This is a genomic window from Saccharothrix longispora, assembly GCF_031455225.1.
Lineage (GTDB): Bacteria > Actinomycetota > Actinomycetes > Mycobacteriales > Pseudonocardiaceae > Actinosynnema > Actinosynnema longispora.
This window is the reverse complement of sequence record NZ_JAVDSG010000001.1, coordinates 3,905,054-3,918,929: the sequence shown is the minus strand read 5'-3', so window position 1 is coordinate 3,918,929 and position 13,876 is coordinate 3,905,054. Positions and strand designations below refer to the sequence as shown.

14 protein-coding genes are annotated in these 13,876 nt (G+C 75.1%); 4 read left to right on the top strand and 10 right to left on the bottom strand.

All coding sequences use genetic code 11. From position 1 onward, the window contains the following. Positions 1 to 50 precede the first annotated feature (50 nt). The 3 genes from J2S66_RS15535 to J2S66_RS15525 all read right to left on the bottom strand — a co-directional run bounded on the left by J2S66_RS15535 (position 51) and on the right by J2S66_RS15525 (position 3,533). Positions 51 to 908: a maleylpyruvate isomerase N-terminal domain-containing protein gene (locus J2S66_RS15535; RefSeq protein ID WP_310307768.1), complete on the bottom strand. Its 858-nt coding sequence runs from the start codon at positions 906 to 908 to the stop codon at positions 51 to 53. A 79-nt stretch (positions 909 to 987) separates the two neighbouring features. Beyond that, positions 988 to 2,739: a sigma-70 family RNA polymerase sigma factor gene (locus tag J2S66_RS15530; RefSeq protein WP_310307767.1), complete on the bottom strand. Its 1,752-nt coding sequence runs from the start codon at positions 2,737 to 2,739 to the stop codon at positions 988 to 990. Positions 2,740 to 2,840: 101 nt separating this feature from the next. After that, a complete protein-coding gene (locus J2S66_RS15525) occupies positions 2,841 to 3,533 on the bottom strand; it encodes a PP2C family protein-serine/threonine phosphatase (RefSeq protein WP_310307765.1) in 693 nt (230 codons plus the stop codon). 113 nt (positions 3,534 to 3,646) lie between these two features. On the opposite strand from J2S66_RS15525, the gene J2S66_RS15520 reads away from it, so the two are divergent. Further along, a complete protein-coding gene (locus J2S66_RS15520; protein ID WP_310307764.1) occupies positions 3,647 to 4,270 on the top strand; it encodes a YwqG family protein in 624 nt (207 codons plus the stop codon). A 6-nt stretch (positions 4,271 to 4,276) separates the two neighbouring features. On the opposite strand, the gene J2S66_RS15515 is transcribed toward J2S66_RS15520, so the two are convergent. The 7 genes from J2S66_RS15515 to J2S66_RS15485 form a co-directional block, all read right to left on the bottom strand. Beyond that, the gene (locus J2S66_RS15515; RefSeq protein ID WP_310307763.1) at positions 4,277 to 4,819 is read right to left on the bottom strand and encodes a potassium-transporting ATPase subunit C; all 543 of its coding nucleotides are present in this window, start codon (positions 4,817 to 4,819) and stop codon (positions 4,277 to 4,279) included. A 5-nt stretch (positions 4,820 to 4,824) separates the two neighbouring features. Continuing rightward, positions 4,825 to 6,849, bottom strand: a complete 2,025-nt coding sequence (kdpB, locus tag J2S66_RS15510; RefSeq protein ID WP_310307762.1) for a potassium-transporting ATPase subunit KdpB — start codon at positions 6,847 to 6,849, stop codon at positions 4,825 to 4,827. Next, a complete protein-coding gene (kdpA, locus tag J2S66_RS15505; RefSeq protein WP_310307761.1) occupies positions 6,846 to 8,468 on the bottom strand; it encodes a potassium-transporting ATPase subunit KdpA in 1,623 nt (540 codons plus the stop codon). Before kdpA ends, kdpB begins: the two co-directional genes overlap by 4 nt. Beyond that, positions 8,468 to 8,569, bottom strand: a complete 102-nt coding sequence (kdpF, locus tag J2S66_RS15500) for a K(+)-transporting ATPase subunit F (protein WP_310307760.1) — start codon at positions 8,567 to 8,569, stop codon at positions 8,468 to 8,470. The genes kdpA and kdpF overlap by 1 nt, the downstream gene beginning before the upstream one ends. A 289-nt stretch (positions 8,570 to 8,858) precedes the next feature. Next, a complete protein-coding gene (locus J2S66_RS15495; protein ID WP_310307759.1) occupies positions 8,859 to 9,272 on the bottom strand; it encodes an anti-sigma factor antagonist in 414 nt (137 codons plus the stop codon). Positions 9,273 to 9,403: 131 nt separating this feature from the next. Continuing rightward, complete coding sequence (locus tag J2S66_RS15490) at positions 9,404 to 10,015, bottom strand: NUDIX domain-containing protein (protein WP_310307758.1); 612 nt, start codon at positions 10,013 to 10,015, stop codon at positions 9,404 to 9,406. 116 nt (positions 10,016 to 10,131) lie between these two features. Further along, positions 10,132 to 10,524: a hypothetical protein gene (locus tag J2S66_RS15485; RefSeq protein WP_310307757.1), complete on the bottom strand. Its 393-nt coding sequence runs from the start codon at positions 10,522 to 10,524 to the stop codon at positions 10,132 to 10,134. A gap of 190 nt (positions 10,525 to 10,714) precedes the next feature. On the opposite strand from J2S66_RS15485, the gene J2S66_RS15480 reads away from it, so the two are divergent. From J2S66_RS15480 to menC, 3 genes are read left to right on the top strand one after another with little or no spacing between them, the layout of a single operon-like run. Next, entirely contained in the window at positions 10,715 to 11,797 is a 1,083-nt protein-coding gene (locus tag J2S66_RS15480; RefSeq protein WP_310314806.1) for a M20 family metallopeptidase, read from the top strand. After that, positions 11,794 to 12,546, top strand: coding sequence for a GNAT family N-acetyltransferase (locus J2S66_RS15475; RefSeq protein WP_310307756.1), 753 nt, complete (start codon positions 11,794 to 11,796; stop codon positions 12,544 to 12,546). The genes J2S66_RS15480 and J2S66_RS15475 overlap by 4 nt, the downstream gene beginning before the upstream one ends. Then, positions 12,537 to 13,640, top strand: coding sequence for an o-succinylbenzoate synthase (gene menC / locus J2S66_RS15470; RefSeq protein ID WP_310307754.1), 1,104 nt, complete (start codon positions 12,537 to 12,539; stop codon positions 13,638 to 13,640). Before J2S66_RS15475 ends, menC begins: the two co-directional genes overlap by 10 nt. The last annotated feature ends 236 nt before the right edge of the window (positions 13,641 to 13,876 follow it).

Sequence of the window (13,876 nt, the reverse complement as noted above, 5' to 3'; positions counted from 1 at the left end):
ACCCCCGGCGCGGCCCCGCCGCGAGGCGCCGGTGGGGCCGCGCCGGGGGATCAGGGCGTCTGCGTGCGCCTCAGGTACTCCACCCCGACCGCGGGGTTCCGCCCGGAGACGACGAGCCGGCCGGAGGCGAGGGCGCTGTCGACGCCGGTGCGGCGGAAGACCGTCAGCATGAACGCGGCCGGCTCGAAGTCGATGCGGGCGTCGGCCGGGTCGCCCGGCGGCTCGACGGTCGCGCCGCCGCTCCCGTCCGTGGTGAGCACGACGGGGATCGTGCGGGACGAGCGGAGTTCGACGGACACCTGCTTGCCGCCGCCCCCACCGGCGGCGCTCGGCGGGCCGAACAGGACTCCCTTCTCCGCCGCGCCCAGGAGCCCCACGAAGAAGTGGTCGAACGCGAGCGCCGCCTCCGCCGAGGGGACGTGCCACGCGTCCGACTCCGTCCCGGCGACGTCGACCCCGTGCAGCAGGATCTCGTTGAGCAGGTGGGCGAGCAGGAACGAGACGGTCAGCCGCGAGCCGCCCAGCCACGTCGCGGGCGCGCGCGGGTCGAGGTCGGCGCTGCGCTCCAGCAGCAGCGCGACGCCCTCGCGCAGGTGGTCCGCGATCGCGCCCGCCGAGTCGAGCGGGAACCTCCGCAGCGCCACGGCGTTGAGGTCCGCGAGATCGCCCAGCGTGGTGCCCGGGATGCGCCGGTCGAGCTCCGGGTCGCCCGAGGAGCCGGCCAGCATCCCCGCGTCGAGGTGGGACACGATCGCGGTGTGCGCGGCGGCCTCGGCGACCGTCCACGTGCCGACCGCCCGCCGTTCCGGCTCCCAGTGCTCGGTGATCAGGCGTCCGAACCGGGCGGACGCGTCGGCGAGGGCGCCGCGCAACTCCTGCCACCGCTGGTCGGTCAGTGCCGGCTCCACGTCGTCGTCCTCCGCACCGTCGGGTTCACGATCCACGACAACGTAGTGGGCGGGGCGGGCGTCGACATCGACCGGCGGGCTACTTCTTCGGCGTGACCGTCACCGGGAACTCGACCCGCACCGCCGTCACGGAAGCGGAGCCCACCGTGCCGGTGACCGTGCCGCTCACCGATCTCGGGCCCGCGAGCAGCCGGAACACGAACCTCACCGACGCGCCCGGGGCCAGCTCCCGCGGCGCCGTGCACGTCACCGTGCCGCTTCCCGCCGGGCAGGGGACGGTGGTCTGCGCCTCCGCGCCGTCGAGGGCGACCAGCGGTCTGCCGAGCAGGCCTTCGCCCGGTCCGACCACCCTGACGTCGTCGAGCAGCGACAGCACGAGCGTGGGCTGCGGCAGGGGTGTCGAGCCGGTGTTGCGGACGACGACCGGCAGGTCGGCCGGCGGTCCGCCGGTGCCCAGGGTGAACCCCTCGGGCACGTCCGGCGCCAGGGCGTTCGGCGCGGGCCCGGCGGGTGGTTCTCCGGACGTCGACGCGCCCGGTCGCGCCGGGCCGGACGTGTCCGGGGCGGGTGGCGCGGTGGAGTCCGTCGCCGAGGCGCGGGAGGGGGCCGTGCCGGAGGGCGCGGCCGTCGGCGCGGTGCTGTCGACGGTCGGTGCGGGCTGCTGGAGATCGGCGCTCAGCGTGGGCGGCAGTGCGTCGGTCGTCGGTTCGGGGGGGCCGCCGTTCGAGCCGACGCCCCACACGACGGCGACCACCAGCGCCGTGGTGGAGGCCGCGACGGCGAGCCACTGCGGCGCCGAGGCGACCGCGCCCGCCGTGCCTCCCGCCGTGCCCGCGCCCGCCGTGCCCACCGCCGTCGCGCCGGCTGCCGCGCCGCCCATCGCCGCGCCCGCCGCCGTGCCGACCGCCGCCGCCTTCGCCGCGCCCGCCGTCGCCGCCAGGTAACCGGCCGCCCCGACACCCAGCACCAGCGGCGCGACGACCGCGCGCAGCGCGCCGTTGACGTCGGCCAGCTCCGCGGCCAGGCCCCGGCACCGCGCGCAGCCGTCCAGGTGCGCCTCGACCTGCGCCGCCTCCCTGCTCCTGAGCCCGCGGCGGGTCCACGCGCCGAGCCGGTCGGCGATCGCCCGGCAGCGGCCCGCCGGCACGTCCTCCAGGTGCGCCTGGAGGTACGCCTTCTTGAGGCCTTCCCGCGCCCGGTAGGCCAGCGCCGACACGCCGTTGGCGGTCAACCCGAGCAGCGGCGCCACCTCGGCGTGCGACTGACCCTCGATCTCGGTCTGCCACAGCACCGTCTGCCACCGCTCGGGCAGGCTGGCGAACGCCCGGGTCGCCAGCGCCCGCTCCAGCGCCGCCACCGCCGGGTCGTGGAACGGCACGACCACCGCCTCCGGCGCCAGCTCGGACACGTCGTCGGCCGGCTGGACCCGCTTCTCCCGCCGGTGCCGGTCGTAGGCGGTGTGCCGGACCGCGGTGAACAGGTAGGCGCGGAACGCCGAGTCCGGCCCGCGCCCGTCGCGCAGCACGTCGAGCACCCTGGCGAACGAGTCCGCCACCAGGTCGTCCGCCTCCACCGCAGACCGCGACAACTGCCGGGCGAACGTCCGCGCCGCGCCCGCGTGCCGCTCGTAGAGCTTCCCGTACGCGCCCAGGTCGCCGGCGCGCACGGCGTCGATCAGCTCGGCGTCCGAGGGCACCCGGGACGAGGACCGGGACGAGGACCGGGACGGCGGCGCGGTCGCGTGCAGGGCCCGGTCGAGGTCGCCCCGCAGGACGACCGGGTCGGCGGTCCGCCAGCGGCCCACGTCGCGCTCGTCGGGCTGCGTGATCACCGGACGTCCCCTCCCCAGCGCGTCGCGTCACGGGTACGGTGCGCGACCCTATAGAAACCCCGGCGGTCGAGTGCGCCGGGTGACCCCTGTGTCCCGCGGGATTAGGCCGAACGCACCACGATCGCCGTGGCGTTGTCGCGCCCACCGGCGGCCTCCGCGTCGTCGAGCAGCGCGCGCACCGCGTCCTCCGGCGGCGCGCCGCTCCCGAGGACTTCGGCGAGCCGCCGGTAGGGCACCTGCTCGGCGACCCCGTCCGTGCACAGCAGCAGCACGTCGCCGGATCGCACCCCGACCCGCAGCAGGTCCGGTTCCGGCGCCTCGAAGTGCCCGACGAACCGGGTCAGGTGGTAGCGCGCCGCCCGCGCCTCGGCCGAGTCGAACGGGTACCACCCGTGCACGGCCCCGAGCCAGGCCATCGTGTGGTCGGTGGTCAGCAACTCCAGCAGCCCGCCGCGCCACCGGTACAGCCGCGAGTCGCCGATCTGGGCGAGCCAGAACCCGTCCGGGCACTCGGCCAGCGCGGTCACCGTGCACCCGGCCAGGACCCCGTTGTCCCGCCCGAAGTCGAAGACGAGCCGGTGCGCCTCGGCCACCGCCTCCACCAGCCCTTCCCTGCGGCCGCGTGCCCGCTCCACGACCAGGTCGACCGCCGTGCGGCCCGCCATGGCGCTCCCCGGCCCGTCCCCCATGCCGTCCGCGACGACCGCGAGCAACGGGTCGGAGGAGAGCGAGAAGGCGTCGAAGTTCGCCCGGTAGCGGTTCCCGACCTCGCTCCCGGCGGCGGCACTGAGCACGGTTCCTCCGTCAGGCTGGCTGTCGGGCCATCGTAGGGCGGGGAGGGCGCGTCGTGCCCTCCGGCGCGGACAGCGCCCCGGATGTGTCGGTCTGCCCGATTACCCTGCCGCGCGTGACGCTGCTGATGATCCACGCCGGTGACGCCGACCCGCGCGCCGAGGTGACCCGGACCGGTGGCCTGCCCAGCGCGCCCGCCGGGTTCGAGTGGCCCCGGTGCGCCCAGTGCGGTGGGGCGCTCCAGTTCCTCGGGCAGGTGCTGCTCGCCGACGTGCCCGGCCGGGGCGGGGACGACCGTCTCGTGCTGCTGTTCCAGTGCGACAACGACCCCGGCGCGTGCGAGAACTGGGAGGCCCGCTCCGGCAGCACCGCCGCGCCGGTCGTGGCGCGGGGTGGGCTGTCGCCCGCCGGACCGCCCGCCGACGGCGTGACCGTGCTCGGGGCGGTGTCCGGCGTGCGGTTCGAGGTGTCCGACGTCGAGGACTACGGCGAAGCGCGCGAGGAGTACGGCGAGCGGACGGGCGAGCCGCTGCGCGTGGTGCTCGGGCAACTGGGCGGGAGCACGTACTGGCTCCAGGCCGACCAGACGCCGGGCTGCCCCGACTGCCGGAAGCCGATGACGTCGGTGGCCCACCTGGAAGAGGGGTTCGACGGCGCCAACTTCGGCGGCGGTGGCATCGGGTACGCGTTCCTCTGCGACGGCTGCCCGGCGTCCGCCCGGTTCTTCTGGCAGGTGTGACCGGGGTCAGCGCGCCGCGTCGAGCGCGCGGTTGAGCGCGGTGACGTTGACCCCCGGCTCGCCGAGGAAGCCCAGCGACCGGCCGTCGGTGTGCTCGGCGACCAGGTCGCGGACCCGGTCCTCCGCCAACCCGTTCTCCCGGGCCACGCGCGGCACCTGGATCTCGGCGTAGGCGGTGCTGATGTGCGGGTCCAGGCCGGACGCCGAGGCGGTCACCGCGTCGGCGGGCACGCGGTCCTCCGCGACGCCCTCGCGCCCGGCGACCGCCGTCCGGCGCCCGGCGACCACGGCGTCGTGCTCGGCGTTGCGCTCGCCCTTGTTCGAGCCGCCCGACGCGGGCGGCGTCGCCGCCGAGGGCCGGGGGACGAACCACCCGTCGCCGTCCCGGGGCACCGCGACCAGGGTGGTGTCCACGGCCTCGGCGTTGGCGCGCAGGCCGGGCGCCCGGCTGACGGCCCACACGGCGGCGGGGTAGAGCACACCGGTGATCACGGTGAGCACGAGCAGGACGCGCAGTCCCGCCAGGCACTGCTTGACGATCGCGTTCACGAGGGTCACCCGATCCCGGGGATGAGGCGGACGAGGAGGTCGATCAGCCGGATTCCGACGAACGGCGCGACCACGCCGCCCAGGCCGTAGACCAGCAGGTTGCGCCGCAGCAGCGCCGAGGCGCCGGCGGGCCGGTACCGCACGCCCCGCAGGGCCAGCGGGATCAGCACCACGATGATCAGCGCGTTGAAGACCACCGCCGAGAGGATCGCCGACTGCGGCGAGGCCAGGTGCATGACGTCGAGCCGGTCCAGCTGCGGGTGGATGGCCGCGAACATCGCGGGGAGGACGGCGAAGTACTTGGCCAGGTCGTTGGCCACCGAGAACGTGGTCAGCGCACCCCGCGTGATCAGCAGCTGCTTGCCGATCTCCACGATCTCGATCAGCTTCGTCGGGTCGGAGTCCAGGTCCACCATGTTCCCGGCCTCCTTGGCGGCCGAGGTGCCGGTGTTCATGGCGACGCCGACGTCGGACTGCGCCAGCGCGGGGGCGTCGTTGGTGCCGTCGCCGGTCATCGCGACGAGCTTGCCGCCCTCCTGCTCACGCCGGATCAACGCCATCTTGTCCTCGGGCTTGGCCTCCGCGAGGAAGTCGTCCACCCCGGCCTCGGCGGCGATGGCGCGGGCGGTCAACGGGTTGTCGCCGGTCACCATCACCGTGCGGATGCCCATCGCGCGCAGCTGCGCGAACCGCTCCGCCATGCCCGGCTTGACCACGTCGGCCAGCCGGATCACGCCCAGCACGCGGTCGTCGACGGCCACCACCAGCGGCGTGCCGCCGGCCGCGCCGATCCCGTCCACGACCGCGCGCGTCGCCCCGTCCACGGCGAAGGCGCTCGCCGCGCCCTTGCGGACCCGGCGGCCGTCCAGGTCGATGCCGCTCATCCGGGTCTGCGCGGTGAACGGCACGAACTCGCCGGTCCTCTCGTGCGCGGTGGCGTCCGCGGACCGCCCGTGCTCCGCCGCGCACAGCTCGACCACGCTGCGGCCCTCCGGCGTGCCGTCGGCCAGCGACGACAACCGGGCCGCGTCGACCAGTTCGTCGAGCGACGTGCCGCGCACCGGGATCAGCTCGGTGGCGTGCCGGTTGCCCAGGGTGATGGTGCCGGTCTTGTCCAGCAGCAGCGTGTCCACGTCACCGGCGGCCTCCACCGCCCTGCCGGAGGTGGCCAGCACGTTGCGCTGCACGAGCCGGTCCATGCCCGCGATGCCGATGGCCGACAGCAGCGCGCCGATCGTGGTCGGGATCAGGCACACCAGCAGGGCGGTCAGCACGACCACCGACTGCTCGCCGCCCGAGTACACCGCGAACGGCTGCAACGCCACGACCGCGAGCAGGAAGACGATCGTCAGCGTCGAGAGCAGGATGGTCAGGGCGACCTCGTTCGGCGTCTTGCGCCGCCGCGCACCCTCGACCAGGGCGATCATCCGGTCCACGAACGTGTCGCCCGGCTTCGCCGTGATCCGCACGACGATCCGGTCCGACAGCACGGTCGTGCCGCCGGTGACGGCGGACCGGTCGCCGCCGGACTCGCGGACCACCGGCGCGGACTCGCCGGTGATGGCCGACTCGTCGACGGTGGCGATGCCCTCGACCACGTCGCCGTCACCGGGCACCACCTCGCCCGCCGCGACCACCACGAGGTCGCCGATCGCCAGCTCGGTGCCGGGCACGGTCCGGCCGTCGGTCAACCGTGCCACCGCGTCGGCCCGGGTCCGCCGCAGCGAGTCGGCCTGCGCCCGGCCGCGGCCCTCGGCGACCGCCTCGGCCAGGTTCGCGAACAGCACCGTCAGCCACAGCCACGCGGCCACGGCGACGGTGAACGCGCTCGGGTCGGTCGCGGCGAACACCGTGACGAGGGCCGAACCGGCCCACACCACGAACATGACGGGGTTGCGCGCCTGGTGGCGCGGGTCGAGCTTGCGCAGCGCGTCGGGGAACGACGTGACGAGCTGCCGGGCGCCGAACGCGCCCGCGGTCACCGGGCGCGGCTTCCCGGTCCGGAGTGGACGGTCGGTGGTGGTGGTCACAGCAGGGCCTCCGCGATGGGACCGAGGGCGAGGGCGGGGACGAAGGTGAGCGCGGCGACCAGGACGATCGCCCCGGCCAGCAGCGTCGCGAACAGCGGACCGGTGGTGGGCACGGTGCCCGCCGTGACCGGCACCTTCCGCTGCTCGGCCAGGGAACCGGCCAGGCACAGCACCGCGATGACCGGCACGAACCGGCCCAGCGCCATGCACACCCCCAGCGACGCCTGGAACCAGTCGCCGGTCACCGTGATCCCGGCGAACGCGCTGCCGTTGTTGTTCGACGCCGACGCGTAGGCGTAGAGGATCTCGGACAGGCCGTGCTCGCCGGGGTTGCCCAGCGCGGCCGGCGTGGACGGCAGGACCGCGGTGATCCCCGCGCCGAGCAGCAGCACGGTCGGCATCACCAGGATCGACACGGCGGCGGCCGTCACCTCGCGGCGGCCCAGCTTCTTGCCCAGGTACTCCGGGGTGCGGCCGACCATCAGGCCCGCCAGGAACAGCGCGATCACGGCCATCACCAGGATGCCGTAGAGGCCGGTGCCCACGCCGCCGGGCGTCATCTCCCCGAACAGCATGTTCAGCAGCAGCCCGCCGCCGCCCAGGCCGGTGAAGCTGTCGTGCGCGGAGTTCACCGCGCCCGTGGACGTGGCCGTGGTGGTGTTGGCGAACAACGCGCTCGACGGGATGCCGAACCGCAGTTCCTTGCCCTCGAACGGGCGCAGGCCGTGCGCCTCCGCCGCCCAGACGAGCGCCAGCACCGCGCCCCACAGCGCGCCCATCACGCCGAGCAGCACGCGCCCCTGCCGGCGGTCGCCGACCATCGTGCCGAACGCGCGGGTCAGCGACACCGGGATCAGCAGGATCAGGAAGACCTCGACGAGGTTGGACCACCCGTTCGGGTTCTCGAACGGGTGGGCCGAGTTGGCGTTGAGGACACCACCGCCGTTGGTGCCCAACTCCTTGATCGCCTCCTGCGACGCGACCGGCGCGGTCGCGACGGTCTGCCCGTCGACGTCCACGCCCGACTCCAGGCTCATCACGACGCCCGCCGCCACGAGCACGATCGCGAAGACGAACGACACGGGCAGCAGGACGCGCACGACACCCCGGGTCAGGTCGACCCAGAAGTTGCCCAGCCGGTCCGTCCGCTGCCGCGTGAACCCGCGCACCAGCGCGACCGCGACGGCCAGGCCGACGGCGGCGGACACGAAGTTCTGCACCGTCAGGCCGAGCACCTGCACGGCGTGGCCCACGGTGGTCTCGGGCACGTAGGACTGCCAGTTCGTGTTGGTCACGAAGCTGATCGCGGTGTTGAACGCCGTGCCGGGCGGCACGGCGCCGCGCCCGAAGTCCCACGGCAGCACCGACTGCGCGCGTTGCAGCACGTACAGCAGCGCCGCGCCGACGAACGAGAACCCGAGCACGCCCAGCGCGTAGGTGCCCCAGCGCTGCTCGGAGTCCGGGTCGACGCGGGCGATGCGGTAGACGGCCCGTTCGACCCCCAGGTGCCGGTCACCGGTGTAGACGCGGGCCAGGTGGTCGCCGAACGGCCGGTGCGCGACCGCCAGCGCGAGGAGCAGCAGGCCGACCTGGAGCAGCCCGGCCGTGGTCGAGGACATCAGAACCTCTCCGGCCGGACGAGCGCGACGAAGAGGTACCCGATCAGCAGCAGGGCCAGCACGCCGCCCGCGACGTTGGCCGGCACCCCCGTGCCGCTCACAACCGCCCCAATCCGCGCACGCCGAGCGCCAGCAGCGCGAACACCCCTATGAGCAGCAGCGCGTAGGCCAGGTCTGCCATGGACGTCGCCCCTTCCGATCCGAGCGGCACCCGTTCGTGGGACCGCGACGACCGGAAGGGTGCATCGGGGAAGGGGCCGCCCGGAGCGGCCTGACGGCTCCTTGACGCCGCCGGCCGGGTCCTTTACGGCTTGTTGACGGCCCGCGCCGCGGCAGGGGGCCCGGGGAGGGGCGGGCTGCCCGACCGACCGCGTCGGCGCGGCCCGGTCGTCACCTGCTCCGGCGGCGGCGCGGCGGCTGCGCGGCGGTGCGGTCGAGCCGGGTCCGCACGGCCGCCACGGCCTGCTCGACCGTGGGGTGCACGGCGACCTCGTGGTGCAGGTCGGTGATCTCCAGCGGGCGCAGGACCGCGCGCCGGTTGGCGACCAGCGCCAGCTCGGTGCGCAGCCGCCGGCAACGCAGGACGGTCTCCAGGAGCAGTTGGAGGCCCGTGGAGCCGAAGAACCCCACGTCGGACAGGTCCACGACGAGACCGGACGGGTGGCGGTCGAGCACGTCGTTCAGCCTGACCCGGACGGGGTGGGCGGTGGAGGCGTCGATCTCGCCCGCCACGACCACGACCGGGATGTCGTCGTGTTCCAGGGTGCGGACGGTGGGCGAGGCCAGGGGGTGAGCATCGAACATGGGATACCTCTCGGCAAGCCACGAGAACCGGCAACCGAGCTCTTGTTCAACCCGTATCGTCGCTCCGCGCGAACGGACGTCTGTGGTCGTCGACCCACCTCGACCGTACGACGCCGGCCGGCGCGGTGCAACTACTCCCCGTCACCCGAACGGCGTGCTCGCCCGGTCGGCAGACGCCGGCCCGCACCGTCTCGACAGCGGTCGGGCGCGTTCCGCTCCCACAGCGCGAGCAGCGTGTACGCGGCCAGCGAGGCACCGTCGGTGATGACGCCGTCCCGCATCATCCGCTCCACCTCGGCGCGCGGGAACCACGCCTGGCGCATGCCCAGCTCGGTCGCCTCCGGGTGCGGCTCACCCGGCGTGAGGTCGGTCGCGAGGAACACGTGGGCGCGGTGGCCGGCGATGCCGTTCGAGCAGTGCACGTGGCCGAGTCGGCGCAGCGCGCCCGCCGTGAACCCGGTCTCCTCGGCCAGCTCGGCGGCGGCCATCCGCTCGGGGGTGCCGGTCACGCCGGGCGTGAACGACCCCGCCGGGAACTCCCAGGACCACGACCGGGACGGGTAGCGGTACTGCTCCACGAGGTGGAAGCCGTCGTCCTGGGCCGGGACGACCAGCGCGAAGTCGGGCTTGTCGATCACCGAGTAGAGGCCCGGCGAGCCGTCCGCGTGCTCGATGCGGTCCTCGCGGACCGACAACCAGGGGTTCTCGTACACGATCCGGGAGGACACCGTCCTGATGGTCACACCGCCAGTATCGCGTGCCCCGCGCCGCCCACACGATCATCGACGGCCTGGCGGAGGATCTTGATCGGCCGTTCGAGTGAAGGTCGGTTACGCCGTTCGAGGTGCCCGGCGGTGGGTCATGGCGTGGCGCCCTTCGCGCGGGTGGCCTGGCGCGCGACCAGCACGTCCAGCACGGTGATGCCGAGGACGACGCCGGTCGCCCCGAGCAGCCGCCCCCGCCGAGCGCCTCGCCCGGTCAGCGCCACGGCCAGGCCGGCGAGGTCCATCGCGTCACCGGCGACGCGCGTCCACGCCCAGGGACCGGGGCGGCGACCGGCGAGCAGGCCGGCGGCGTGGACCAGCTCGCGCGCGCCCACCAGCGGTACCACGGCCTTCGAGGTGGTCGAGTCGGCCACGCCGCTCAGCCGGCGCACCGCCTTCGGGGCGACGACCTGCGCCACGCCCAGGCCCAGGCTGACCAGGCCCAGCGCCCGGCCGCGCCGCCGTACCGCTCCGCGGGGGGAAGACATGCGGACCTCCGGTTCCGGGTCGTGGTCCCGCGCGCCCCGGTGGCGCGCGGACCCCTCGACCGGAACCGGACTACCACCGCACGCGACGCCTACACCCGCCGCCGGGGCGAGGTGCCGCCCGTCGGGCCGCCCGCCCCCTAAGCTCGATCGGGTGGACTTCGTCGCACACCTGCGGGCCGCGCTGCCCGCGATGCTGGCCGACATCGCGGAACTGGTGGCGTGCGAGTCGCCGTCCGAGGACCTCGCGGCGGTGGCCGCCAGCGCGGACCTGGTGGCGCGGATCGGCGCCGAACGGCTGGGGGCCGCGCCCGAGCGGATCACGTCGGCCGGCCGCGCGCACCTGCGCTGGGCGTTCGGCGACGGCCCGACCCGCGTGCTGGTGCTGGGCCACCACGACACGGTGTGGCCGGTGGGCTCGCTCGCCACCCACCCGGCCACCGCGGACGGCGGTGTGCTGCGCGGCCCCGGCTGCTTCGACATGAAGGCCGGTCTGGTGGCCGCCTTCCACGCGATCGCCGCCCTGCCCGACCGCGCCGGGGTGACGCTGCTGGTCACCGGGGACGAGGAGATCGGCTCGCCGACCTCGCGGGAGCTGATCCGGGCGGAGGCGGCGGGCTGCGCGGCGGCCCTGGTGCTGGAGGCGTCCGCGCCGGGTGGCGCGCTCAAGGTCGAGCGCAAGGGCGTGTCCCAGTACTCCGTGCGGGTCACCGGCCGGGCCGCGCACGCGGGCCTGGAACCCGAGCGGGGCGTCAACGCGTCCGTCGAACTGGCCCACCAGGTGCTCGCCGTGGCCGCCCTGGCCGACCCGGGACGCGGCACCACGGTCACGCCGACCCTGCTGTCCGCCGGCGCGTCGGCGAACACGGTGCCCGCCGCGGGCGAGTTCGCGGTGGACGTCCGTGCCCGGGACGCGGCCGAGCAGGACCGCGTGGACGCCGCCCTGCGTGCGCTGCGCCCCGTGCTGGACGACGCGGTGCTGGAGGTCGTCGGCGGCCCGAGCCGCCCGCCGCTGCCCCGGACCGCCTCGGCGGACCTGTTCGACCGGGCGTCCCGGGTGGCCGCCGCGCTCGGCCTGCCGCCGTTGCGCGGGGTGGCCGTCGGCGGTGGCTCGGACGGCAACCTCACCGCCGGCGTCGGCACGCCCACCCTCGACGGCCTCGGCGCGGTGGGCGGTGGCGCGCACGCCGACGACGAGCACGTCCTGGTCGACGAGCTGGCGCCCCGCGCGGCACTGGTGGCGGCGCTGGTCGCCGACCTGCTGGGGGAGCGGTGACCGGGCCGGAGGACGACGCGGGGGACGCCGCCCGCGCCGCCGGCGTGCGGGTCCGCGCGGTGACCGAGCTGGGCGACCTCGCGGCGGTGCAGCGGCTCTTCGACGACATCTGGCGGCCCGACCCGGCGAACCGGCCGATCACCACCGAGGTGATGCGCGCCCTGACCAAGGGCGGGAACTACGTGGCCGGCGCGTACGACGGCGCCGCGCTCGTCGGCGCCGTCGCCGGGTTCTTCGGCCCGCCCGCCGAGGCCACCCTGCACAGCCACATCACCGGCGTGGCCGCCACCGCCCTCGGCCGGGGCGTCGGGTACGCGCTCAAGCTGCACCAGCGGGCGTGGGCCGCGGCACGCGGCGTCCGCACCATCACCTGGACCTTCGACCCGCTGGTCAGCCGCAACGCCCACTTCAACCTGGCCAAGCTCGGCGGTGAGGTCGTGGAGTACCTGCCGGACTTCTACGGCCCGATGCGCGACGGCATCAACGCCGACGACGCCAGCGACCGGGTGCTGGTGCGCTGGGACGTCCACGCGCCCCTGCCGCGGGCCTGCCCCGTGCCCGAGGGGGCCGCGCTGGTGCCCGTGCCGCCGGACGTGGCCGCCCTGCGCGCCACCGACCCGGAGGCGGCGAAGCGGTGGCGGGCCGCGCTGCGCGAGGCCCTCGTGCCGCTGCTCGCCGCCGGGGGGCGGATCACCGGGTTCGACCGCGCCGGCGGGTACGTCGTGACGGGGGGAGACGGGTGGAGCTGACCGGGGTGGAGCTGCGCCGGGTCCGGATGCCGCTGGTCGCGCCGTTCCGGACCTCGTTCGGCAGCGAGACCACCCGCGACGTCCTGCTGGTGCGGGCGGTCACCGACGAGGCCGAGGGGTGGGGCGAGTGCGTCGCGCTGACGGACCCGCTGTACTCCTCGGAGTACGTCGAGGCCGCGCAGCACGTGCTCCGGGCGTACTTCGTGCCCGCCGCGGCACGAGTGGCGGACGCGACCGCCGTGGCGCCCGCGCTGGCCGCGTTCAAGGGGCACCGGATGGCGAAGGCGGCGCTGGAGACGGCCGTCCTGGACGCCGAGCTGCGCGCCGCCGGCCGGTCGTTCGCGCGCGAGCTGGGCGCCGTGCGCGACCGCGTGCCGTGCGGGGTGTCGGTGGGCATCGCAGACTCGGTGCCGCGCCTGCTCGACGAGGTCGCCGGCCACCTCGACGCGGGCTACCTGCGGATCAAGCTGAAGGTCCGGCCCGGCTGGGACGTCGAGCCGGTGCGCGCGGTGCGCGAGCGGTTCGGCGACGACGTGCTGCTCCAGGTCGACGCCAACACCGCCTACACCCGCGCCGACATCGGCCACCTGGCCCGCCTCGACCCGTTCGGCCTGCTGCTGGTCGAGCAGCCGTTCGACGAGGAGGACCTGCTCGGCCACGCCGAACTGGCCCGCGCGATCCGCACCCCGGTGTGCCTGGACGAGTCGGTCACCTCCGCCCGCGCCGCCGCCGACGCGATCCGCCTCGGCGCGTGCTCCGTGGTCAACGTCAAGGCCGGCCGGGTCGGCGGCTACCTGGAGGCCCGCCGGGTGCACGACGTGTGCGCGGCGCACGGCGTGCCGGTGTGGTGCGGCGGGATGCTGGAGAGCGGCCTCGGGCGCGCGGCCAACGTGGCGCTGGCCGCGCTGCCCGGCTTCACCCTCCCCGGCGACACCTCCGCCTCCGAGCGCTACTACCGGGCCGACCTCACCGAGCCGTTCGTGCTCCGCGACGGCCACCTGCCCGTGCCCACCGGGCCGGGGCTCGGCGTCGCCCCGCTGCCCGACGCGCTGGCGGACGCCACCACGTCGACCGAGTGGCTGCCGCTGCGCTGACGGCCCGCGCCGGCTCCGGGCGGGGCGTGCGAGCGCCCACCGGCGGCCGATCGTCCGTCGACTTTTGTCACAAGCTGCACAAATCCATTCGGAGTTTCTGTGCAATCGGAAGGATTTGCGGCAAATGTGAATCCGGTGCTTGTAGGGGCCTTTCGGGGTCAGTATATTACTGACTGGTAGTAGAACCAACCACCGCTGTTGAAAGCGTATTCCGATCGATCTCGACGAGGAGATTG